Origin of the sequence: Mycoplasma wenyonii str. Massachusetts (assembly GCF_000277795.1) — a bacterium.
Taxonomy (GTDB): Bacteria; Bacillota_I; Bacilli_A; order Mycoplasmatales; family Mycoplasmoidaceae; genus Eperythrozoon_A; species Eperythrozoon_A wenyonii.
On the sequence record NC_018149.1, the window covers coordinates 472,366 to 494,583 of the forward strand.

Annotated in this window: 32 protein-coding genes; 14 read left to right on the forward strand and 18 right to left on the reverse strand. The window is 34.3% G+C overall.

Going from position 1 to position 22,218, the window contains the following annotated elements:
• Position 1 precedes the first annotated feature (1 nt).
• The 7 genes from WEN_RS03655 (at position 2) to WEN_RS02595 (ending at position 3,286) form a co-directional block, all read left to right on the forward strand.
• A complete protein-coding gene (locus WEN_RS03655) occupies positions 2–193 on the forward strand; it encodes a restriction endonuclease subunit S domain-containing protein (protein WP_014849994.1) in 192 nt (63 codons plus the stop codon).
• A 98-nt stretch (positions 194–291) separates the two neighbouring features.
• Positions 292–951 carry a restriction endonuclease PLD domain-containing protein gene (locus WEN_RS02575; protein ID WP_083838601.1) on the forward strand — a complete coding sequence of 220 codons (660 nt, stop codon included), beginning with the start codon at positions 292–294 and terminating at the stop codon, positions 949–951.
• Positions 945–1,502, forward strand: coding sequence for an NgoFVII family restriction endonuclease (locus WEN_RS02580; RefSeq protein ID WP_043911391.1), 558 nt, complete (start codon positions 945–947; stop codon positions 1,500–1,502). The genes WEN_RS02575 and WEN_RS02580 overlap by 7 nt, the downstream gene beginning before the upstream one ends.
• Positions 1,503–1,655: 153 nt before the next feature.
• Positions 1,656–2,330 (forward strand): hypothetical protein, encoded by a 675-nt coding sequence (locus WEN_RS02585; RefSeq protein WP_014849995.1) that lies wholly within the window; start codon positions 1,656–1,658, stop codon positions 2,328–2,330.
• A 44-nt stretch (positions 2,331–2,374) separates the two neighbouring features.
• The gene (gene atpE, locus WEN_RS02590) at positions 2,375–2,671 is read left to right on the forward strand and encodes an ATP synthase F0 subunit C (protein ID WP_014849996.1); all 297 of its coding nucleotides are present in this window, start codon (positions 2,375–2,377) and stop codon (positions 2,669–2,671) included.
• Between the two features lie 123 nt (positions 2,672–2,794).
• Complete coding sequence (locus WEN_RS03940) at positions 2,795–2,929, forward strand: hypothetical protein (protein ID WP_274506127.1); 135 nt, start codon at positions 2,795–2,797, stop codon at positions 2,927–2,929.
• Between the two features lie 66 nt (positions 2,930–2,995).
• Positions 2,996–3,286: a hypothetical protein gene (locus WEN_RS02595; protein ID WP_014849997.1), complete on the forward strand. Its 291-nt coding sequence runs from the start codon at positions 2,996–2,998 to the stop codon at positions 3,284–3,286.
• A gap of 29 nt (positions 3,287–3,315) precedes the next feature.
• Here WEN_RS02595 and WEN_RS03760 read toward each other — a convergent pair whose 3' ends face one another.
• Both WEN_RS03760 and WEN_RS02600 read right to left on the reverse strand, forming a co-directional pair.
• Positions 3,316–3,468, reverse strand: coding sequence for a hypothetical protein (locus WEN_RS03760; protein ID WP_158308825.1), 153 nt, complete (start codon positions 3,466–3,468; stop codon positions 3,316–3,318).
• A gap of 146 nt (positions 3,469–3,614) precedes the next feature.
• Complete coding sequence (locus WEN_RS02600) at positions 3,615–4,055, reverse strand: hypothetical protein (protein WP_148268003.1); 441 nt, start codon at positions 4,053–4,055, stop codon at positions 3,615–3,617.
• 30 nt (positions 4,056–4,085) lie between these two features.
• Between WEN_RS02600 and WEN_RS02605 the strand changes: the two genes are divergently transcribed.
• Entirely contained in the window at positions 4,086–4,286 is a 201-nt protein-coding gene (locus WEN_RS02605; protein WP_238530689.1) for a hypothetical protein, read from the forward strand.
• A 66-nt stretch (positions 4,287–4,352) separates the two neighbouring features.
• Here the strand turns inward: WEN_RS02605 and WEN_RS02610 are convergent, their stop codons facing one another.
• The 4 genes from WEN_RS02610 to WEN_RS02625 form a co-directional block, all read right to left on the reverse strand.
• Positions 4,353–4,871: a hypothetical protein gene (locus tag WEN_RS02610; protein WP_014850000.1), complete on the reverse strand. Its 519-nt coding sequence runs from the start codon at positions 4,869–4,871 to the stop codon at positions 4,353–4,355.
• A gap of 114 nt (positions 4,872–4,985) precedes the next feature.
• A complete protein-coding gene (locus WEN_RS02615) occupies positions 4,986–6,107 on the reverse strand; it encodes a hypothetical protein (protein ID WP_014850001.1) in 1,122 nt (373 codons plus the stop codon).
• A gap of 75 nt (positions 6,108–6,182) precedes the next feature.
• A complete protein-coding gene (locus WEN_RS02620; RefSeq protein ID WP_014850002.1) occupies positions 6,183–7,319 on the reverse strand; it encodes a hypothetical protein in 1,137 nt (378 codons plus the stop codon).
• Between the two features lie 161 nt (positions 7,320–7,480).
• Positions 7,481–8,587, reverse strand: a complete 1,107-nt coding sequence (locus WEN_RS02625; protein WP_014850003.1) for a hypothetical protein — start codon at positions 8,585–8,587, stop codon at positions 7,481–7,483.
• A 365-nt stretch (positions 8,588–8,952) separates the two neighbouring features.
• On the opposite strand from WEN_RS02625, the gene WEN_RS03875 reads away from it, so the two are divergent.
• Both WEN_RS03875 and WEN_RS03880 read left to right on the forward strand, forming a co-directional pair.
• Positions 8,953–9,378, forward strand: coding sequence for a hypothetical protein (locus tag WEN_RS03875; protein WP_014850004.1), 426 nt, complete (start codon positions 8,953–8,955; stop codon positions 9,376–9,378).
• The gene (locus WEN_RS03880; RefSeq protein WP_014850005.1) at positions 9,335–9,610 is read left to right on the forward strand and encodes a hypothetical protein; all 276 of its coding nucleotides are present in this window, start codon (positions 9,335–9,337) and stop codon (positions 9,608–9,610) included. Before WEN_RS03875 ends, WEN_RS03880 begins: the two co-directional genes overlap by 44 nt.
• A gap of 18 nt (positions 9,611–9,628) precedes the next feature.
• Here WEN_RS03880 and WEN_RS02640 read toward each other — a convergent pair whose 3' ends face one another.
• The 9 genes from WEN_RS02640 to tuf form a co-directional block, all read right to left on the reverse strand.
• Complete coding sequence (locus tag WEN_RS02640; RefSeq protein ID WP_014850006.1) at positions 9,629–10,732, reverse strand: hypothetical protein; 1,104 nt, start codon at positions 10,730–10,732, stop codon at positions 9,629–9,631.
• A 75-nt stretch (positions 10,733–10,807) separates the two neighbouring features.
• The gene (locus WEN_RS02645) at positions 10,808–11,947 is read right to left on the reverse strand and encodes a hypothetical protein (RefSeq protein ID WP_014850007.1); all 1,140 of its coding nucleotides are present in this window, start codon (positions 11,945–11,947) and stop codon (positions 10,808–10,810) included.
• Between the two features lie 93 nt (positions 11,948–12,040).
• Positions 12,041–13,144 (reverse strand): hypothetical protein, encoded by a 1,104-nt coding sequence (locus tag WEN_RS02650; protein ID WP_014850008.1) that lies wholly within the window; start codon positions 13,142–13,144, stop codon positions 12,041–12,043.
• Between the two features lie 3 nt (positions 13,145–13,147).
• Positions 13,148–13,435 carry a hypothetical protein gene (locus tag WEN_RS02655; RefSeq protein WP_014850009.1) on the reverse strand — a complete coding sequence of 96 codons (288 nt, stop codon included), beginning with the start codon at positions 13,433–13,435 and terminating at the stop codon, positions 13,148–13,150.
• Between the two features lie 19 nt (positions 13,436–13,454).
• Positions 13,455–14,093: a 50S ribosomal protein L1 gene (locus WEN_RS02660; protein ID WP_014850010.1), complete on the reverse strand. Its 639-nt coding sequence runs from the start codon at positions 14,091–14,093 to the stop codon at positions 13,455–13,457.
• Entirely contained in the window at positions 14,093–14,524 is a 432-nt protein-coding gene (locus WEN_RS02665) for an uL11 family ribosomal protein (protein WP_014850011.1), read from the reverse strand. The genes WEN_RS02660 and WEN_RS02665 overlap by 1 nt, the downstream gene beginning before the upstream one ends.
• Before the next feature lie 2 nt (positions 14,525–14,526).
• Positions 14,527–14,748, reverse strand: a complete 222-nt coding sequence (locus WEN_RS02670; RefSeq protein ID WP_014850012.1) for a 30S ribosomal protein S15 — start codon at positions 14,746–14,748, stop codon at positions 14,527–14,529.
• Positions 14,749–14,754: 6 nt separating this feature from the next.
• Positions 14,755–16,056, reverse strand: coding sequence for an adenylosuccinate synthase (locus tag WEN_RS02675; RefSeq protein ID WP_238530690.1), 1,302 nt, complete (start codon positions 16,054–16,056; stop codon positions 14,755–14,757).
• 49 nt (positions 16,057–16,105) lie between these two features.
• Positions 16,106–17,290, reverse strand: a complete 1,185-nt coding sequence (tuf, locus tag WEN_RS02680) for an elongation factor Tu (protein ID WP_014849796.1) — start codon at positions 17,288–17,290, stop codon at positions 16,106–16,108.
• A gap of 184 nt (positions 17,291–17,474) precedes the next feature.
• Between tuf and WEN_RS02685 the strand changes: the two genes are divergently transcribed.
• The gene (locus WEN_RS02685) at positions 17,475–18,170 is read left to right on the forward strand and encodes a hypothetical protein (protein ID WP_014850014.1); all 696 of its coding nucleotides are present in this window, start codon (positions 17,475–17,477) and stop codon (positions 18,168–18,170) included.
• A gap of 133 nt (positions 18,171–18,303) precedes the next feature.
• On the opposite strand, the gene atpE (WEN_RS02690) is transcribed toward WEN_RS02685, so the two are convergent.
• Positions 18,304–18,615 (reverse strand): ATP synthase F0 subunit C, encoded by a 312-nt coding sequence (gene atpE / locus WEN_RS02690; protein WP_014850015.1) that lies wholly within the window; start codon positions 18,613–18,615, stop codon positions 18,304–18,306.
• Positions 18,616–18,761: 146 nt separating this feature from the next.
• Here atpE (WEN_RS02690) and WEN_RS02695 point away from each other — a divergent pair, with 146 nt between their 5' ends.
• Both WEN_RS02695 and WEN_RS02700 read left to right on the forward strand, forming a co-directional pair.
• A complete protein-coding gene (locus WEN_RS02695) occupies positions 18,762–19,661 on the forward strand; it encodes a hypothetical protein (protein WP_014850016.1) in 900 nt (299 codons plus the stop codon).
• A gap of 110 nt (positions 19,662–19,771) precedes the next feature.
• Positions 19,772–20,449, forward strand: coding sequence for a hypothetical protein (locus WEN_RS02700; protein ID WP_014850017.1), 678 nt, complete (start codon positions 19,772–19,774; stop codon positions 20,447–20,449).
• 23 nt (positions 20,450–20,472) lie between these two features.
• Here WEN_RS02700 and rplT read toward each other — a convergent pair whose 3' ends face one another.
• Together rplT and WEN_RS02710 are read right to left on the reverse strand one after the other, a co-directional pair.
• Positions 20,473–20,823: a 50S ribosomal protein L20 gene (gene rplT / locus WEN_RS02705; RefSeq protein WP_014850018.1), complete on the reverse strand. Its 351-nt coding sequence runs from the start codon at positions 20,821–20,823 to the stop codon at positions 20,473–20,475.
• 10 nt (positions 20,824–20,833) lie between these two features.
• Positions 20,834–21,049 (reverse strand): large ribosomal subunit protein bL35, encoded by a 216-nt coding sequence (locus tag WEN_RS02710; protein ID WP_014850019.1) that lies wholly within the window; start codon positions 21,047–21,049, stop codon positions 20,834–20,836.
• A gap of 80 nt (positions 21,050–21,129) precedes the next feature.
• On the opposite strand from WEN_RS02710, the gene WEN_RS02715 reads away from it, so the two are divergent.
• Complete coding sequence (locus tag WEN_RS02715) at positions 21,130–22,188, forward strand: hypothetical protein (RefSeq protein ID WP_014850020.1); 1,059 nt, start codon at positions 21,130–21,132, stop codon at positions 22,186–22,188.
• Positions 22,189–22,218 lie beyond the last annotated feature (30 nt).

Consider the following 22,218-nt stretch of genomic DNA (forward strand, 5'->3'; position numbering starts at 1 on the left):
CATGTCGACGGCAACTACAGCTTTTGATTTGAGTAGATTTAAAACTTTCAAAGTCAAAATACCAAAAAACAAAGAATTAATAGATAAATTCAACAATTTCTGTGAGCCTATCTTTGAGTTGCAGAAAAGAAATGAGCAAATTATTCAGAAACTTTTGAGGTTACAAAAGTGTTGAGTTGAAAGTTTAGATTAACTTTTTTTTACCAACCTCAAAAAAACCCTTTTGTTCCGGCCCCCTGAGTAATAAAAAAAATTTAAAAATTCATCTTTTTTGTCATTTTGCGCTAATAAATGTATAACAAATTGTTGGCTGTGGAGGACAATACTTTTCTAGTCACTTATAGTTCCAGCGAGTTTTCAGAAGAAGGAGAGAGAACTATTAATGAGTGTTTTAGAGAAGAAATAGCAAAAGCAGATAAAGTAGAAATCTCTGTGGCATATTGTGGTTACAACTCTCTGAAAGAAATAGACCGATTGGTGGAGAAAGGAAATATTAAATACATTTGTGTAATTTTGGGAATGCATTGATTTATTGGGCTTTGGGAAGATCTATATCTTCTTGCGATTGAAATTAATGAAAAGTGAAGAAGTAAGGGGATGGGAGAAATAAGACTGGTGGATTATTTTCCACATCACGACAAACTTTATTGTTTTTATAAAAATGACCATCTCTTTTCGGCAATAATAGGATCACCTAACTTAAGTTTTTTAATTACACAAGAAAGAAAAACATCCAGACAATATGAGTTAGGAGAGCTAATTCACAAGCCCTCTTCTTTGAGACGTTATCGAAGACACATAGCTAAATTGAAGTCAAATAATTTTTCCAAAAATATAGTTGATCTAGAACAATACAAATCTGTTGTTGTTGAAGAAGAGTTGAATAGGTGAGGGAAGATAATTCAAAAAACTAAAATTACTTACACCAAAAAATTATTTTCTTGATGATAAATCTTGATGAATTGAAAAAATCCGAAGCTCTAAGAACCATAACTATTCCTCTGGTCGTGCCATCTGAACAAGAAATTATTGATAATGCCGATTTGGATTTATCTTTTTCTCCCTTAAATGCTTGCTATAGTAAGCCGGTAATTGACGGACAAGGACACAGTTGATTTGAGGTGAGGTTAACCGTTGAGGGAGAAGATAATTTACCTTCCAGAAAAGATTGATTTTACTTAATAACTGATAATGGATGGTTAGATAAAGCTTGTTTTTCTGGTAGAGGAAAGAGAGTTAAGTGGTTGAATACTTTTAAAAATTCAGATATGATAGGTGGCTGAATCAAAGTTAGATTGGCGGGACGAGAGTTAATTGACGAGTTTTCTTCTCCAGATGAAGATACAAAAAAATATGGAGTGGTTACTAAAGAAGTTTTGAAAAGTTATGGTGGAGACAAGATATATCTAAAGAAAACTACTAAGACACATAAAGATGAAAGGGGAATTGATAGAGATGTTTGATTGATATCTTTTCCTTTTTCGCGCGATGACAAAAAATAATCAAATTTCTTTTAGGGAACAATAATTAAATAATTTATTATTGTCCCTTTCCTTTTTACGATTGAAAAATTGTGAAAAAGTTTAGATTAGAGAAGATTAAAAAGCTATTCGAAAATATTAAATTAAATAAATAGTTTTCTCAAAAAATAAACTATGCGGGGAGGGGCAGTAGCTAAGTTAGTTACATTTACCGGTTCTGCTGTATTAGTTGGTGGTCCAGTAGCAGGTGCACTTTATTTCTTACTTCCATCTACTTCCGTTTCTGGAGGCGGAAAGGCAAGTAATCCTAGATTTGTAATGGCAAGAACAAAAGTAACTGATCCAGAATTAAGTTTTGCTTATGATAGTTTCTTCTCGGAGGGGGAGGTAGTTGATAAGCCTGTTACCTTTGAAAAGGCAAATATGAGTTTTGATGGTTACAAGCTAAAAGAAGGAGATATATTATGTAGCCCGAAACAAGATGGAAAGTTCTATGTATTAAAGGAAGTATCTAAAAGAAGTGACCCTTCTCCAAAATACAAAATTCAAGGATATGAACACAATGACACAATTGTCAGATGCAATAGACATGATATTTTGTCAAGAACAAAGTACGATGAAAGTAAAACCATTGAATTAAAGTTTTTCAACCCTATAGGAAAAAATTGATATTCTGCTGGAATAGACAAAATCTATGTCTCTAGTTGTGTTTTTGAGGCGACAAAACCACAACCTAACACAAACAAATGAGGCATTAGTTGAGATAAGTGTAAATTAACAGAGATGGGTGGGGGAGGTCGGTCAAACACGGTTCCTAAAGCTCTATTAAGTGCGGATTATGAAATTTAAATTATTAAGTTATTGTCGTTTCTTCTATAAAGTAGTCAGTTAGTTTGAAAGATTTTTTAGATAGGTTACTAACTGGGGGGGGCAATTTTTTGCAATTATTTAATGGTGATGAAAAATTAATTGGAAAGGGGATTGGTTCAGGAGTTGCCATACTTGCTGGTTTAGGAGCAGCTTTAGCTCAGGGGTATATCGGAGGAAAAGCAGTAGAGTCACTAGCTAGAAACCCAGAAGTTGAAGCTTTAATTTTTAAACAATTTATAGTGGGAGCTGCAGTTTGCGAATCTGTAGCTATCTATGGATTAATCGTTGCTATTTTGATAATGTTTGCTGTTCAACCATAATGAAGTTTTGAAAAAAGGTTTAGGTTAGATTTTTAGTTTCTTTTAATCCCGCCAGATACTGTTTTAGGTACTTTAAAAATTAAGTTGAGAGATATTTCTTTAGACTAATTAGCTAGTTTCAAAATGTCTAAGTTGAAATTATTGTTTACTTGTCCTACTTTAGGAACGACAACTGTTTCTCCTTTTTATTTTTTAGTTAAAGGTCAAGATTACATAAATACTCTCGGGGGGGGCAAAGAAGTCAAGCAGATGATTTAATACAAGTCACTAATAAAGTAGGAAAGAATCTAAAAAGTATTTCTAAAGAACAAGCTACAAGGGCAAATGGGAAGGAATAAATCCATTCAATCTAATTGCTATAAATATCCAGTAATTATCTTGGAGGAAGATGAGGAAATACCCTATTTTCCTTATAAAACTAAAAATCTTGAATTAGACCAAGATTCTTTGAACTTATCTTCTAGAAATACATATTGAGATAAAAAGTTGGGGAAATTTGTTGGTCAAAAGTATTGGGAAGAGGATAATAGACATCAGAAGATTCAAACTTATGGTGATTATCTCCAAATAATGAATCTAGAAAATCTTTTAACTAAAGATTTAAAGAAAAACTAATTATTACTTTTCTAAGCTTTAATAAAACACTAATCGTTATAAATTACCTTGACTGAATCATCAATTTCTATCTTGTCTGCTGAATAAGTAATCAGTGGTTTTTTACTTAATTGTTGTGCTGCAAAAACACCAGCAAATCCCGAAATTATCATAGGAAAAAAATACTTAATAGGTAACATCATAAGCTTTTTTAAAAGTTTAGAGTACTTTACAAAACTATTTAGTTGTTACTTTTCTTCTTAATAAATGAGAGTTAATATTTGATTTCATTGGATTCAAATAAAAAGACCAAAACTTCTAGAGTTTTAACTATTTGAAGCTAGAGGGATTAAGAGAGCGAAAGAGTTGTTGGTCTATGGAAATCACTACTCTTAATTGTTTGGGAAAAAGATTTATTAGATGGTGGTTGTTTATTTCCGCAAGTTAATTCATAATTATCACCTTGTTTTGTGATTTGACAATTTTGGCTTGGATTGAATGAGCTTCCAGCTCAAGGTCTCAATCTATTCATAATATCAATTGATCCTCCGGAGAAGTGTAGTGTTGAAAATCCCGCTCTTTTTTTATTAATACTTGTAATTTGCTTTACTCGTTGAGAGACAGGAGACTTTCAGTTATAGTGGAATCAAAAGGCTTCTGGCTTATCGGCACTTAAATTGATACATACATATAGTGATTGTGTCCAAAGTGGTTTTTGCGAACCTGTTGTTTCAAAACAACCAACTATTACCTCTTGGCCTACAGACTGTTGTCTAACAATTTCTGCCATCTCATCCATAGGTTTACTTGGTTGAGAAATTTGATTATCTTGTGTGGCGGGGGGGGAACTAATTGCACTGAGGGCTTAAGAGTAAATGTTTCATTGTGAAAAGCAAATGATAGTGGTACAGTAGAAGCTATTCCTAATCCAGAGAAACCTTTAGCAAGAATAGTTAAAAGTGACAAGATGAAAATCCTAAATTGTTACTGAAATTTTAAGTTTCAGTTTTTCTATATATAAAAACCTAAAAATTAAGGATTTATTTCAGTAATGTGAATGAATATAGGTAGTTGTACTTGAAACCTCCTATCTTAACCAATTTACAGAATTATCTTCTTTTGTTCATTTACTCCCATCATATATTCACCTTTTCTTCCAAAGTGTTAATTTGCATTTATCTTCCTTAACTTCTCCTTTTATTCTTCTTCACTTTTTCGTTCCATCACTTCCTCCCCATTTTCATTTATTGCCTTGCCAAGCTCCCTCAACAACTAAACCTCAGCATTCACTTTCATCTTTCTTTAATATTCATCAGCTCTGTTTACTATCTCCTCCTAAATACTTTCACTGCCCTTCTCACTTATATTTACCATTTTTCTCCACCTTTCATCCATTTGCGCCACTACTTCCTTTTAAGTTGCTTAAATCTTCGTTTTCCGCCTTCTTATATATTTCCTTACCTCAACCAGCTTTTATATTTACAGACCTAACTTGTTTACTGTCTCCCCCCCCCGAGCTCAAATTATTTATTCCCAACACCCCGACTCCACTTCCGCTAATAACTATTGCAATTGCTTTTTCAATTATTCCTTTTCAAGCCCACATACCTAACTCTTTTTTTCTTGATTCTACCCGCTCTTAACATTTCAACCTCCTAAATTACTAAAAATTTGTGTCTTGAATTAAGCCTAGTATTAGTTAGTCTAAAAATCTAAAGTTCTATTTCAATAGCTCTTGAGTTCAAGTTGGTCTTTTTATAGTCCCTCACTTTATTTCATTTTTTTCTCCTTCTCCAATCCCTGTTTCACTAATTACTACTTGATCTAGTCTAACTCCAATAGCTTCATTAATCTTGTCTTCGACTTCAATTTCTTGAATCAAACTTTTGTGTCCCGCGAACTTCTTTTTCATTTTTGAGCTATCACCTAACACAAAAATATCTAGAGGGAAATATTTTTCTCTTTGTTCATTTCACTTTTCAATCACCAATCATCCTAGTTTTTGTTCTCCCTTCTTTCCCCAAACTATTCCGGTATTGTTATAAAACACCTCTCCATCTTGAACATTTCCCATAGTTTCACTTATATTCATTCCAAAATTTTTAAGTCTCAGTCACCCCTCATAATCTTGTTCCGGCATACCTGTGCCACCACTCCTAGTTTTGGACATATATTTACCACCTCTAGCAACTATAAAGCCCTTTTGTATTGATTCATGTAACTTCTTATTTTTTGCTTTATCTCATTCACTAAACTGCTCATTTCCAGCTTTTCATCCATTAATATCAATTACTCCTTCCTTTCAAATCTTCTTTTCTTGTTCAGTTGCATTTGAACTTCCACTCCCTACGTCTTGAGGGTTTGATACAACCGAAGGCATCAAATAGATAGATTTTTCTCCTTTAGCAATAATTAGTCAAATGTTTTGAGATTCTTCTTTAGTTATTTCTTCGACTGTTCCTTTTGCCCCCTCCGAGCCTAACTTAATTTTTGACAATCCAATCAATCCTTTAATTCCTTTTTCAGCTCTTTCGCCTTGTATTGATTCACTCTTAATGAATAACTTATAAATACTTCTTGTTTCAGTTTCAATTAATTGTTTTCACTTCTCTTCACTTATTCCTTGTCAAGTATCTTTACTGAGTGTTCAAGTCTCATCTTGTTTAGTACCTGAGTTTGACTTGCTACTTTGATTTTCTAGATCTAATGAAAGAGATAATTTGAATTTCCTTAATCCTTCCGAAAATATGTCAGAAGAAGATCCATAGTAAATTAGTGGGCTCCCTCCAGTCCCCGCAAATACTAAAACTTTTCTAAGAAGTAGAGGGTTTATTGAAGGCAAAGCCTAAACAAGAAACACTCAAACCTATAAGGAGTTTATTCTGTTGAGGCTATAAACAAATGACCAAGAAATAAACTATTTCAGAAGTTCTCGAGTTAAAGAAGGTTTATTTATAGTTCCTCACTTTATTTCATTTTTCTTTCCACTACCTATTCCAGTGTCACTAATTACTACTTGATCTAATCTGACTCCTATAACTTGAGAGATCTTGTCATCAATTGTTATTTCTTGATTTAGATTTTTAGAAGAATTTTCCTTATCTTTTAATTTTGTGGAATCCCCTAATACTTTGATATCTAATGGGAAATATCTCTTATTCTTTCCTCCCCTCCTGCATCCCAAATTCATCCTCATTCCCGTAATTTTTCCAGCATTTAAACTTAACTTTTCTCCTTTTGTCTTCTCTCTGTCATAAACTGCTAAACCTTTCTCCTTTTCTACACCATCTTCATAGTAAACAATGTCTCAACCTTTTCTCTTTAACTCTTTTATTTTTCCTTCTTCGTTTCTTACAAGACTACTGGCTCTCGTTATCCTAATTCCGGAACTGTATTCTTTTTCGAGGCATTTATTATGTTCCTCCTCTCATTTGTCTTCTTTATCAAATTCCCTTGTTCAAGATGCAATATCTACCACCCCCTCTTCATTTATTTTCTTATCTGCTTTGCTATCTCCTAATCCTGTTCTCCCTTCACTAGAAGCCCTTACTGCTGGAATTAAATAGATAGAGCTTTCACTCTTTGCAATAATCAATCAAACTCTCTTATCTTCACCAACAGCTATTTCTTCTGTTCTTACCTCTTTGCTTTTCTCTCCATCAAAACCTCCTCAACTAGCCTTGATTAAAGCTAAAGCTCCTTTAGCTGATTTGTCTCCTAGCTTCTCATCTTCTTCTTGAATCCATGAACTTCTAAAAGCTAATTTATAAGCACTTCTAGCTGTCTTACCAGATAATTCTCCTCATTTGCTTTGTTCTACTCCTTGTCACTTATCTTTCTTTAAACCTTCAAGTCAATAACTTTTCTCTGCTTTCTTAGCTTCTACAGACCCCCCTGAACTGCCTTGACTATTTAAATTCAGGTTTAAAGTTCACTGAAATTTTCTTGGTAATTCTGCAATTTTAGATGAAGAATACACTTGGAGAATTAAGGGGCCTCCACCGGCCCCTACAATAGTTAAAGCTTTAACAAGAAAAGTTGCTAATCCTCTCATCTTATCTTTAAAAGATAAATTTTACATATTTTGTGTTTATTTGTATTATTGTGTTTTTTGGGAATTTCAATAAAGAATCTGAAAAATGCTCTCTTAGCTAAATGGAAATTACAGTATCAAAAGTTTTTTGTTTTTGAATAAAAAGTTAAAAAATTGAGGTTTTATTTCAATAATTCTGGAACTCAAGTGAGTCTATTCACGGTCCCCCATTTCAGTTCACTTCCTTTCTTGATTCCAACTCCAGTTTCGTTGAACATTACTTCTTCTCATTTATAGATACCAACCTCTTCAATTTTTTCACTTACTTTAACTTCAGACCATGTAGCTTGAGATCTGTCCTTCAGCTCTTTTAGAATTGTCCCTCCTAATTCCTTGATTTCTAGAGGGAAATATCTTACACTTTTATCCTCTTGAGCACACACTTTACCTCGATTATTTTTTTCCGCCAAGATTCCAGCGTTTTTATAAATCACCACATCTCCCTGCTTTCTTCCGTTTTTTTTCTGAACAAAACTATCAATCGTACTACTTCGGCCTCCATTACCTCCCCACCCAAATCTCCCTCCATAACCTTTTCCACCTCTAGCAATTACAAATCCATCCTTAAGTCTTTCCGTTAATTCCTTGATCTCCCCATCCCCCAATTTTCCACTATCTTTTCAGTTCTTAAGATCACCTATTCCATCTCTTCAAACTCCATTTACCCCTTCTCAACAACTATTATCACTTCTTTGTCATCTTCCAAGATTTCCTCACAATTTTCTAACAGCCGGAATTAGATAAGTTGACTTTTGACTTTTAGCGACAATTAACCAGACAGCCTTTGCCTCTTCTGCTGAAATCTCTTCCAGTGTTACCTGACTAATATCTCTACCCCCTGTTTTTTTCAAACTAACTTTGAACAAACCAAGTCCTCCCTTGACTGAATTATTTCCCAAGAAACTACTCTCTTCTCGTGTCCATTCTTTCTTGATCATTAACTTATAAATAGTTTTTGCACCTCCATCTTCTACTTTGTTCCAACTACTAAGTTCCAATCCCTGTCACTTTTTCTCTTTTGAGGTTCACTTGCCACCTTTTTGCTCAATCGAGTCCTCTGTCTTTTTACCCTCTCCGTTATCCTTTAGTGTTCATTTGATTTTTCTATTAGCCCCAAAATTAAAGATTTTAGGGGACCCAAAATAAAATACTGGGCTTCCTCCGCTACTAGCGACAATTAAAATCTTCCTAAGGAGATTAGGACTAATTCCTAGTAATCCCGAAAGCAAAAGAATACCCTTTTCCCTGTATTTTCAAAAATTTTATTTAGGACCCTCACGCTCTAAACCGCCTTTAAATTACTCTCGATTCATCTTTTTTAAACTCACTATCATCAACCCTTAAAAACTCCCAACTTTTTTACGACCCATAAATCAAACTTTCCTAACAACCCCTTCTTCCTTTCAAAAACCAACATCTATTTAAACTCCTTATCTTCCTTCCGTTATAAACATCAAACCATCCATCCGAAAAGAGATTTTTTATTAAAAACATCAAATGAACACTAAAGGATAACGGAGAGGGTAAAAAGACAGAGGACTCGATTGAGCAAAAAGGTGGCAAGTGAACCTCAAAAGAGAAAAAGTGACAGGGATTGGAACTTAGTAGTTGGAACAAAGTAGAAGATGGAGGTGCAAAAACTATTTATAAGTTAATGATCAAGAAAGAATGGACACGAGAAGAGAGTAGTTTTTCGGGAAATAATTCAGTCAAAGGGGGACTTGGTTTGTTCAAAGTTAGCTTGTCAAAGACTGGGAAGCGGACGACAGAGGGAGCCAAGTTGGAGGAATTGAGTGAAGATGAAACAAAAGCTATTTGATTGATAGTTGCTAAAGGGCAAAAGTCAACTTATCTAATTCCGGCTGTTAGGGCTTCTAAAGAAAGTGGGAAGCTTGGGGCATACAGAGGAAGTAGTGGTAATTGCTGAACTGGTGTTTATGATGTTTGTAATAATGGAGTTAGTAATCTTAGGGGCTGTGAAAGGTGATGAGGTCGAAAAATTAAAGGGGAGTCTCAATAATGGATTCATAATTGGTCGAGGCGGAAAAGGATATGGAAGTAGCTTAGGATGAGGGAGTAGGGGTGGGAGAAGTAGTGATATTGCTAGTTTTGTTAAAAAGAAGCGAGGAAGAAAGCAGGGAGATGTGGTGATTTATAAGAATGCTGGAATTTTGGTAGGAAAAGATCGAAGGGGAGAAGCTTGTGGGAATAACAATCAAAAGACAAGATATTTCCCTCTAGATATCAAATAATTTTCAAAAAAATTAGGTTTATTTCAACAATTCTCTAGTTCAAGAAGGTCTGCTCACATGCTCCCAATTTATTTCACTTTCACTTCCATCTCCAATCCCAGTCTCACTAATTACTACTTGGTCTAGTCTAACTCCAATAGCTTCAGTGATCTTGTCTTCAATCTTTATCTCTTGAATTAGACTCCTGTAATTTTCAAATTCTTTTTTTAACTTTGCTTGTTCCCCGAGGATATCAATGTCTAATGGGAAATATTTACTTATTTTTACTGTTCCAGATAGCCAGCTTACCTGTACCTCTTCAACTATTACGCTGGCATTTTCATACAAAATATTTCCTTTTCCAGTTAAACATCCTATTGTCTTATCGACTTTCACTCCAACTTCCATTCCCATTCCTTTAAATTTTTTTCACCCTTCGTAATCTGTCATTTGGTTTTGTCCTCATATCTGACCTCCCGTTCCGCAGTCCAAATTTCCTTTTCTAGCTATTGAAAATCCAGATTTCAAAGACCCTCTTAAATTCTCACTTATTTCTTTACCACTATCTCCAGAATCTTGATTTTTTCATTCTCCGATGTTTGTGACTCCATTTGTTCAAACTTCTTTTGCCTTTTGATCTTTTTGATTCTCAGAGGTTCTAACTGCAGGAATCAAATAAATGGTTTTTTCTCCCTTTGCAATAATTAGTCAAATGTTTTGAGACTCTTCAGGAGTTATTTCCTCAATCTTTGGTTCTTGCCCCTCCCCAGCTCAGCTAACTTTTAATAATCCAACAACTTCTCTGATGGATTCATGATTAATGTCAATATTCTTTTCATTTTTTATTCATTGCTTTTTGAAAACTAATTTATAAATATTTCTTGTTTTGCCGTTAGTTACTGTTTTTCATTTTTCACTCTCTATTTCTTGTCATTTATCTTTACTAACTTGTCAACTGTTATTTCCTCCTAGTTTCTCTGATACTTTTTCTTTGTTTCCTTGATTGACTTCTATTGTTCACTTAAACTTTCTATTTTCTTCTGAAAAAATACTAGAGGTGTTTCCGAAATAAACTAAAGGGCTTCCTCCAGTTCCTGTAAATACTAAAACTCTTTTAAGTAATAGAGGGTTTATTGAAGGCAAAGCCTAAAAAAGAAACACTCAAACCTATAAGGAGTTTATTCTGGTGAGGCTATAAACAAATGACCAAGAAATAGACTATTTCAGAAGTTCTCGAGTTAAAGAAGGTTTATTTATAGTTCCTCACTTTATTTCATTTTTCTTTCCACTACCTATTCCAGTGTCACTAATTACTACTTGGTCTAATCTAACTCCAATGACTTGAGTAATTGTGTCTTTAACTTCTATTTGTTGAGTTAGGTTTCTAGTTGAACTTGTTTTATCTATCAATTTTGTTGAACTTCCCAATACAAAAATATCTAGTGGAAAATATCTCTTGTTTAATCCATTTCCGCATCTACTTCTAAATCCATTTCTGATTATTTTTCCTGCATTTAAATTCATTTTTTCTCCTTCATTCTTCTTTTGATCAAACTCCCTTCAATCAATTGATTGTTTTCTGTCTCCATCGTAATAAAAAATTCCTAACCCACCTTCTCTTTTCAACTCTTTTATTGTTCCTCCTCCGTTGCTGACAAAGCTACTAGCTCTTGTTATGTTGAAACCTGTTTCGTATTCTTTTGCGAGACATTCATTATGTTTTTGTTCTCACTTTCCATCTCTATCAAACTTGTCAGTCCAATCCTTAATATCCTTTACTCCCTCTGTGTCTATTTTTTTATCTTCTTCTCCTTTGCTTAATCTACTCCCTCCTCCTCCATTAGAAGATCTAACCACAGGAACTAAGTAAATTGATTCCTTACCTTTAGCAATTATTAATCAAACCTTTTTATCTTCACCAACTTTTATTTCCTCAACTTTCAATTTCTTGTCACTCACACCTTTTCCGCCTCAACTAGCCTTTATTAAAGCTAGAGCTCCTTTAGCTGATTTTTCTCCGAGATTCTTATCTACTTCTTGAGTTCATGAACTTCTAAAAGCTAACTTATAAACACTCCTTCCCGCTGTACCAGATAATTCTTCTCATTTGTTTTTCGCCACTCCTTGTCAACTTTTATCTTCTAAGCCTGTAATTCAGTATCCTTGTCCTACCTCAACTTCTTTCTTAACAGCCCCCCCCGAACTGCCTTGACCATTTAAATCAATGCTTAAAGACCACTTAAAACGTCTTGGTTGTTCTTCAGTTATGGATGAGAAAGGGTGCGCTGGTAGAATTAAGGGGCCTCCTCCGGCACCAGCAATAGCCAAAGCTTTAACAAGAAATACTGATCCTCTCATCTTATCTTTAAAAGATGAATTTTACATATTTTGTGTTTATGTGCGCTTAAAGTCTCTTTCTATTTTTGAATAAAAAACTTAAAAATTAAGAACTTATTTCAATAGCTCTGGAGTTCAAACAATCTTTTTGTCATTCCCTCAGATTAAATCTTTTCCAACACCATCTCCAATCCCTGTTTCACTAACTCTTAACTTTTCTCATTTAAAAATTCCAACATCTTCAATCTTTTCGCTCACTTCAATTTCTGATCATGAAGATTGAGATCTACTCTTCAGCTCTTTTAGAATTGTCCCTCCTAATTCCTTGATATCTAGAGGAAAATATCTTACACCCGTATCTTCCTTTTCACAGACCTTCTTTCTATTATTTTTTTCTGCTAAGATTCCAGCATTTTTATAAATTACTACCTTTCCATAACTTCTCCCAGGCCTTCCATTAACAAAACTATCTATATCACTACTTCTACCACCTTTTCAATTGCCACCACTCCCACCATAACCTTTTCCACCCCTAGCAATTATGAATCCATTTCGAAGTCTTCCCTCCAATTCTTCGGCCTCTTTGTCTCCTAACTTCCCATTATCCTTTCAACCTTTAAGATCCCCTACTCCACCATCTCAAACATTAATTATCCCCTCCAAACAATTTCCTATACTCCTCTTCCATTGTCCAAGTTTCCCATTTTCCTTGTAAGCTCTAACAGTCGGAATTAGATAAATTGACTTTTTACCTTTTGCGACAATTAATCAAATAGCCTTGGCTTCTTCTTCATTTATTTCTTCCAATTTCACTTTTTTATCTTGCCTATCTTCCTGTTTCAAATTAACTTTGAATAATCCAAGCACTCCTTTGACTGAATTATTGCCTTTTACTAATTCCTCTTTAATAAATTCCTTTTTAAGAATTAACTTATAGATTGTCTTTACATTGTTATCTCCTACTTCGTTTCACTCTGAAATATCTAAACCCTGCCACTTCTTTTTTTCTGTAACTCACTTATCACCTTGTTTCTCAATAGATTCATCTGTTTCTTCGTTCTTCCCTTCTCTTTTTAATGTTCATTTGATTTTTCTATTTGTCCCAGCAACCTGAGACTCAGGGAATCCAAAATAAAAAACTGAACTTCCTCCTCCACTCGCAACAATTAATAATTTCTTAAGAAGACTAGGACTAATTCCTAGTAATCTAGAGAACATTAGTTATCTACTTTGACAAGCGCTTCCATCCCAAGGAATAATGTAGCCTGAACCTTTGTGTTCATTATTGTTAGGTTGCCTTAGTTCCTCTTCACTCGCAGATCACACTTTAACTTCATTCCCTACCACTAAAGCAAATGCTTTCTTCCCGTGACATTGAGCCTGATCAGAAACCTTATAACTCTCTAAGGATTTAGGTAATTTATTTACTACAGCGGGAGTTGCAATAGCTACTGTTCCCACTATTCCTCCAGTTAAAAGAAGATATTTAACAGGCCAAACCAATTCCAATAACTAACTATCTAAAAAACTAATAGTTTAGTGAAGAGAGAGTTAGCTCATAAGACTTGCCCATAGTTGCTGAAAGAGTGATCTTCTTTATAAATTGAGACTTAACTGCAGGAGGCTTCTTCGCTCTCAAGAACTTAATTAAATAGTTAAAGTTCTCTTCTAGTTGTTCAATTGTGAAAGAAGTTTGACCTATAGAGAGGTGAACATTTCCTCCACTATCATTCTGAAGAGTCTTTTGACCTCTTCTAAAGATCTCTACAGCCTCTCTAGTATCTTTAACTACTGTTCCATTCTTAGGAGAAGGTAATAGTCCTTTAGGTCCTAGTATCTTTCCTAATTTCAATAGTTTAGGCATAGATTGATGAGAAGAAATAATTAGTTGAAAATCCATTCAACCTTGTTGAATCTTCTGAATAGTATCTTCTCCCCCTAGATAATCTATTCCAGCTTTCTTTGCCTCTTCTTCTCCTAAAGACTCATCAAAAACCAATATCTTTATTGGCTTCTTAACTACTGGATTAGGAAGTAAATATCTTTCTTTTATGTTTTGATCATGCTTTCTTGGTTGAATGGCTAAAAGAATAGCTACATCAACACTTTCAACAAAGGTATTCTTTTTGTTTGTAAGTATTTTCTCTAAAGCTTCTTTTAGCTCCATTACTTATTCTCTTCTTTCTTAACTATCTTCACGCCCATTTGTCTGGCTGTTCCAGAAATCATAGAGATCATACTTTCTAAGTTATCTGTATTAGATTCTTCTAACTTAATCTTTGCTATCTCTACTACTTTGGAGTAGTCGAGAGTTGCAACTGCAGTAGTTTTAGAGTTAGAAGATCCCTTTTCTATTGAGGCTGCTTTCTTAATTAGTGCTGAGGCGGGAGTGCTCTTTAGTTGAAACTTAAAAGCTTTGGAGGGTAGTATCTCAATAACCACTGGGACTCTCTCTCCCATTCTATTAGAGGTTTTTTCATTAAATTCTTTAGAAAATTGAACCATATTAATTCCTAAGCTGGCTAATGCCGGTCCAGGTTTAGCTTGACCCCCGACTAACTCTAACTTAGCTATTCTGTTTTGAGACTTAAAAAACATCTCTAATTATTAGTACTTTCTTTAAGTGCTAGTTTATATTGCTCTGGGGAGGTTCTCTTTAGATAGTTAAGAAACTTTCTTCTCTTAGAAAGTAATTTAGCTAAAGCTAACTTACTATAGTAATCTTTCTTATTCTTCTTAAGGTGTTGTTGTAGTTTTTGAATTCTCTTTCAACACTCTCTTAGCTGGTATACATGATGACCACAACTAAATTCTGTAGTCATTATCTACTATCTGAATACATGATCTTCTTTATTCTTACCAAATGAAATAATAGAAATTTTGATACCTAATTCAGATTCTAAAAACTCTATAAAGTTTCTGAACTCTTGTGAGAAATCAGAAAACTTAGTTATCTTAGAGTAATCCTCTTCTCAACAACTAAATTCTTTATATAGAAGAGTTAAGTCTTCTTCTGGATACATTCCTGAAATAACCTCTGAGAAACTAATGCTTTGATTATCTTTTCCCCTGTAACCTGTACAAACCTTAAAGCTAGGAAAGTTAGATTTAGAAAATACATCTACTAAGGATAAAGAGAGTTCAGTTACTCCAGCAAGATTAATTGAATATCTCAAGGCATTTAGATCTAGTCAACCTAATCTTCTAGGTCTTGCTGTATTAGAACCATACTCTCTTCCTTTTTCTCTAATAATTTCTTCTATCTCCTTTTCCCCTTCTTTAAATTCAGTAGGTAAAGGCCCAGATCCTACTCTAGAGGTATAGATCTTGCAAGCACCTATTATTTTTCCTAGAGAATTTACAGGCAAATAAGCTCCGTGATAGATTGAGCTTGAGATATTAGAAGAAGTAACGAATGGATAAGTACCTAAGTCAATATCTAATAACATTCCTTGACTTCCCTCTAATAAGAAAGACTTGTTATTTGCTAGTTCTTGAGCACTAAAAGAATAGTAGTTAATAAAGTAATCTCTTAGTTTTTCTGCTACTTGCGAATATCTCTCACTTAACTCTTCTGAATCAAATACTTGAAAACCATATTTCTCAAATATAGGATTCTTAAGTTTTAGATTCATCTCTAATCTCCCCTTCATTCCTTCTTTGTTGAATAAATCAAAAAACTTAAGTCCTAATCTAGCACTCTTATCTGCATAAGTAGGACCTATTCCTCTTAAGGTGCTTCCTATCTTAGAACCTCCTCTTAAGTGTTCACATAATTTGTCTCACTCTATGTGAAAGTCAAATATCACATTAGCTTGTAGAGCGATAAATAGCTTACCTTTTAGACTACTACCTAATAGTTTTTCTAAACTAGCAATCTCTTCTAGTAATAGAAAGGGATTAACTGTTACTCCGGGGGCAATAATAGCTGAAGTATTGAATATTCCTGAAGGAATGCTTCTTAATACACACTTTTCTCCTTTGTGGTAAATAGTATGTCCTGCATTGTCTCCTCCTTGATATCTAACTACATAGTCATAGGAAGAGGAGAGTAAATCTACTATCTTACCTTTCCCTTCATCCCCGAATTGGAGACCAATTAAAGCTGAAAGTTTGTTATTCAAAGTCAATTAGCAACTAGTCCCTTCTCTCCCCTAGTTAAGGGAAGGGAATTAAAAACTATTCAATAATCTCAGTTACTGTTCCAGCTCCTATAGTCTTACCTCCTTCTCTAATTGAGAACTTAAATCCTTGTTCAACAGCTACAGCACTAATTAAAGAAACAATAATTGGAGAGTGGTCTCCCGGAAGAACCATTTCAACTCCTTCTGGTAGTGAAATCTCTCCAGTAACATCAGTGGTTCTGAAATAGAACTGAGGCTTGTATCCTTGTCCGAAAGCAGTATGTCTTCCCCCTTCTTCTTTCTTCAAGGCATAAACTTCTGCTTTGAACTTGGAGTGGGGAGTAATAGATTTAGGCTTTGCAAGAACTTGACCTCTAGTTACTTCATTCTTTTCCACCCCTCTAAGTAGAATACCAGCATTGTCTCCTGGTAGTACTTCTTCTAGTGGCTTTCTAAACATTTCAATTCCAGTTACAACTGCTTTAGAGGTATCTCCAAATCCAACTATCTCAACTTCTTCACCTACCTTTAACTTACCTCTTTCACATCTACCAGTAACTACAGTTCCTCTACCAGTAATGGTTAGAACATCTTCTATTGAGAGTAAGAATGGCTTATCAATATCTCTGGTTGGAACTGGAATATAAGTATCTAGTTGGTCTAGTAAAGCTTGAATTCCCTTTTCAAATTCAGCATCTCCTTCAAGAGCTTTAAGAGCTGATCCTCTAATAACAGGAGTATTGTCTCCATCGTAGTCATAAGAAGTTAATAGTTCTTTGATTTCCATTTCAACAAGATCTAACATTTCTGGGTCTGTGAAGGTATCACATTTGTTTAAGAAAACAACTATCTTTTGAACACCTACTTGCTTTGCTAAAAGAATGTGTTCTCTTGTTTGAGGCATGGGTCCATCAGTTGCAGAAACAACAAGAATAGCGCCATCTACTTGTGCAGCTCCAATAATCATGTTCTTAATGTAGTCAGAGTGACCTGGACAGTCAACGTGAGCATAGTGTCTTGTTTTTGTTTCATACTCTACGTGAGTAGTGTTAATGGTGATTCCTCTTTCTCTTTCCTCTGGAGCTCTGTCAATAGAGGCATAGTCTCTAGCTTCTCCAAGTCCTAACTTTGCACAATAAGTACAGATAGCTGCAGTTAATGTAGTCTTACCATGGTCAATGTGACCAATAGTACCTACATTAATATGTTCTTTTTCTCTACTGAACTTAACTTTTGACATAAGACTAACTGGTTAGACTCTTAATTTCAATTAAAAATTCTACTTTAGTTTATTTTTCAATTCTGAAACTCCTAATCTGTTGGGATTGTGAATAAAAAGATGTTAATTTTCAGATAGATTAAGAGGGAGACAAAAAGACTTAAAAGGTTTGTCTTTGTGGAAAATATAGTTAAAAGTTATTTTTATGTTAGGTGCTAAGTTTCTCTTAATTCCTATTGTTGGTGGTTTTGGTAGTATAGTTGGTTGTACTTCTATTTCTACTCAGGAATGGGATCCTGAATATGTGTGGAGAGTGGGATCTAAAAAGGAGTTCTATTTAACTACTTGCAAAAATAGAAGAACAGAGGAAGACGATATTAATTCAAAATGAATTTACTCGGATTTACAAGTCTACTTGATATTTAAAGAGGGCATCTCAACAACCACAGATGGAACTGAACTTAAATTAATAGGCAAAGGGTATCATCAAAAATTCTCGAATACAAAACCTATTACTCCAGTAGTCTATAACTACCGAGAAGATTTACAACAAAAAATTAACAATGATGGTGGAGACAATCGATTTTCTTTAACAGTCGGAGAACTAACTGGAATCAATTGACTAGGAGAGGGCGGCGGAGGTGTTGACTCTAGCGAGTGGGGGCTTAGGATAAATTGCGATAAAAAGTTATTTACATTTAATAAAGACAGTGGTGATACCAGCTCAGCAATGTCATCAGAACTTTCAAGAATGAAATTTAAATTAAATAAGTGCGGTGAAGAGAGTTATCGAGGAGTTAAAGGTTGTTTAATAGAAATTAGTAACGACGGTACCAACTGGGCTGGCCACAATAAAAACTTAAAGTGAGTAGATACATTTAAACCTATAGTAATTCAGTAATTAATAAGTTTCAAGGTTTATTAATTGTTACTGGTCTTTAACTTAATAGCTTTAGTTTCGCACTTAAAAATTTATTAATCCAATTGCCTAGATCTCTTTTAAATCCCTCAATCTAAATAAAAAATAATTTCTATTATTTATTGACAGCAAACATTATTAAGATAGCCACAATTAATCCATAAATAGCTACTGATTCACAAACAGCAGCTCCCACTATAAATTGTTTGAAAATCAAAGCTTCAACTTCTGGGTTTCTAGCCAATGACTCTACAGCCTTTCCTCCAATAAATCCTTGAGCTAATGCCGCCCCTAAACCGGCAAGTATTGCAACTCCAGCTCCAATCCCTTTGCCGATGTATTTACCATTTGCCGCCTCATCAAACAAAAGCAATGAACTGCCCCCCCCAGCTTGAAGTAAACCACTAATAAAGTCTTTTAAGCTCACTAACTAAATCTAATTATTTTGTTTCTAAAAGCTTTAAGAATTTAAAAAGTCAATAGACAAAACTAATTAATTTTATTTTTGATCTAGCATTCAATAAGCTTTGAAGCCTTAAGAGTTAAATAATCTAAATAAACAACTAATAAATATTGTTTTCTTTAGTTGGAGGTTCAATTCACAAAACCAAAATAGCTTATGGTTGTGTATTGTTATTAGGTTCAGCATCGGTTGCTGGAGTAGCAGTAGGAGATAGTAATGGCAAATGATTTAGTTTATTAAGTCAAAAGATTTCGGGTGCTTTCGGGGGGGGCGCTGGTGGATCTTCTAGTTCTTCTGTAGGGCAACAAAATGGACTTGTGACGGCTTGAGGGTGGGTAAGAGAGACAGGTAAAGATGTTTTTAATTGAACTATTAAGCCAACTGCAGTAGCCTTTTCGCAAATTCACAAAACTTATAACAGTTGATGAACTGGTTTAAAGACTTTTTTTGTTTCTTTGTCGGAACGGCAAATGTACACAATGCTCTTTGAAAAATTTCACACAAAGATCAAAAATACACTTTCTTTCTTTTTGGCTGGAGGGAATGACAGAAAAACATTTATAGATTTGTTTAAAACAGACAAAATACAAAGTACTCTAAAAGCAGGAAAATTTCTATTAAAAACGGAAAAAGTAAAGGGACTTGAAGTAGAACAAAATGTATTTAACTTTCTACTTTTCAAATGATTAGAGGAGCCAAAGAAAGTCACAGGTAAGTTTCAAAGATTATCTGACTATGTGGATAGAATCAGTGGCAAAACATGAGGAAATGCTAGAGGAGGTGGTGGGGGAGGGGGAGGTTCTGGAAGTTCATCTAGTTCAGGAAATGGAATTTATAAATTAACTACTAATATCGTTAAGGAATATTTAGGTGTTGAGGAGGGTGTTCGAGAAAAAGCATGATTATTCTTCTTGTATTTAAGGGTGAAGTCAACAATTGAAGGCGCGAAAGCTGGTAAATCAACATGATCTACTCTCGTGAGTTTGTTTAACTCCGGGGGGGGGCACTAGCTTAAAAGGCTAGTTGGCTAACCCATTCTTGCAATTGATATAAAGAACAACTGAGAACCAAAAGAAAAGGAATAAAAAGAAAAACTTAAAAACTTTATTTTGATTAGTTAGTGCAAATACTAGAAAGTCCTCTTCTCAAAAACAGAATTGCGATCGGTTGTATAGGTTTATTGGGATTATCTACTTTTTCAGGATTAATTCATACCTCAGTAAGTAGTGGTTTTTCTTCAACACTATCACAACTCTTTAATAGGATTGGGTCTGGTGGTTCAGTCGCTCCGGCCGGTCCTTCGGGGACGGAGGGGAAAATCACTCCAATCCAATGAGTAAGTCAACAAAGCAAAGATACATGAAATAACTACATAACTCCTTTTGCCAAAACAGCTTACACGTGAGTTTCGGAAAAAGACAAAAGAAACTCAGTTTGAGAAGTTCTTAAAAAATTCGGAAGTTATGGATTTTTTAAGGGATTAATGTCTAATCTTCCTTGAATAGCTTTGGATTGGGTGAAAGTTGCTGCAAATGGAGAAACAAGATCAAAAATCTTTTTAGCTTGAAAGTACTCGTTAGGTTTCTTTCATTGAGCAGCTACAAACTCAACCTTTAAATCTTTTCTTCAATATTTTTCATTTATTTTTGCAGAATTATTATTTAGGCCTAAAGAGGCAATAATGAGATTTATAGAAAAAGAGAAGAGGGCGACAGAAGGTTGTGAAAGTAATACTAGAAGAGTTATGAGAGATGGAAAAATTTCTATATGTATAAGTGTTAAGAATGAAGAAGCTTAATAAATAAACTCCTAACTAATCTGCTATTTTCCCTTTAAACAAGATTCAACTATTTTCTTGAACTCTTCTGGATTGTGTATAGCCAATTCAGACAAAACCTTTCTATTTAATACATAACCTGATTTCTGTATTAAATAAATGGCTTTAGAGTAGGTAAGACCTAATTCTCTAAAAGCAGCATTTAATCTAGTAATCCATAACCTTCTAAAGTCTCTCTTTCTATTCTTTCGATCTCTATAGGCATATTGATCTGCTTTAAATACTGCCTGTCTTGCAACTTTATATCCTGCATGTCTATGCCCCCAATAACCAGAGGCTCTCTTTAATACCTTTTTTCTTCTATTTCTAGTACTAACACTATTAATGGACCTCATAGTGTATTAACTATCTCTTTCCTTGTAATAGATGTGCGGTTATCTTGTATTGCGCATCATTGAACAAAGCACTCTTTCTTAGTTGTCTCTTTCTCTTGGTAGTTTTAGCAGAGGCACAATGAGATCTATGAGATCTCTTTCTTTTAATTGCTCCAGAACCTAGAACTACTACTCTTTTGGAAAGAGACTTCTTGGTTTTATGTTTGATTTTCTTAACCTTTGACATACAAATCTAATCTATTTTATTTTCAAAAAATAATTTAGTGACAAGATTTGAGTTCGGTGTCTATAAAAATTAGTTAGTTTATGAAGAGCATAATAACTCTCGGACAGGCTCTTATTGTGTTTGTTACAGGCATAGGTCCTTTAGTTTATTACTCACTCTCTGATATTGCACTTGAAGGTAGTAGAAATTACAAGATTGAATATGAATTTAAGAATTTAGCAGGAGAAGGTGTAGAAACAATAACTCGAGAGCATGGCAAATCAGAAAGATATCAAGGAATTCCTAATGAAAAGGTATGTATGGGAAATAATAAGAGTTATGAAAGTGTTTATGATATTCGCTTCAAAGATGGATCTTCTATAGAGGCTAATGGTTGAAGAGCTGGTGGATCTGGAGTAAGTATTAAAGAACCTTTTGAAGTTATTGAGAAAAAGAGTTACGTGGAAGGAGAAAAATGGGTAGGGGCAAAAGAGGAATCTCACCAAACATTAGATTCAAAAATCAAAGAAAACTTAAGATTAATTGTTTATAAAGATGGAGAGGGAAAGTTTGGAGCAATTTTGGTCGGTAGTGTTAAAGATATGTGATGAACAGAATATAAAAAAGAAAATTTGGTAGATCGTATAGATGACAGAAAGCTTTCAAAATTCATTGATCACATAAAAACAGGAGAGTTTGCGGTCAGACGGTCTGTTAAAGGTGTATGGAGTAAATTAACCGACTTTTCTTGCGATAAAAAGCGTGTTAGAGATGGTGAGCCTATTTATAAAAATTACGGAGTATTGGTTCAACAATGAAACGATAAAACATCATCGACCAAGCCTCAACAATTTCAAGAAGGAATTGCGGAAGAAGTTGTTGTTCTAGACTGAATTGATTTTGGATTTAAAAATATTGAGCCACAAAAAGGGGAATGGGCTAAGCCAAGCAATAAGGATGGGAGTTTAGCACCAGATAATGCAATTGGAAGGTGAGATTACTGAAGACCAAAGAGTACCAATAAACCTTTTGAAGTAATCGTTGGTAAATTAGAAGACATCGCAATTAGTAAAGAAGGTATATCAGATGGAAAGGGAAACAAAATATTATGAAGTGATCAATTCAAGCCAACAAAATGAGAAGTTAGTTTAATTAAGTAAAGAAATAGATTTTTTTTGGGGGCGATAAAC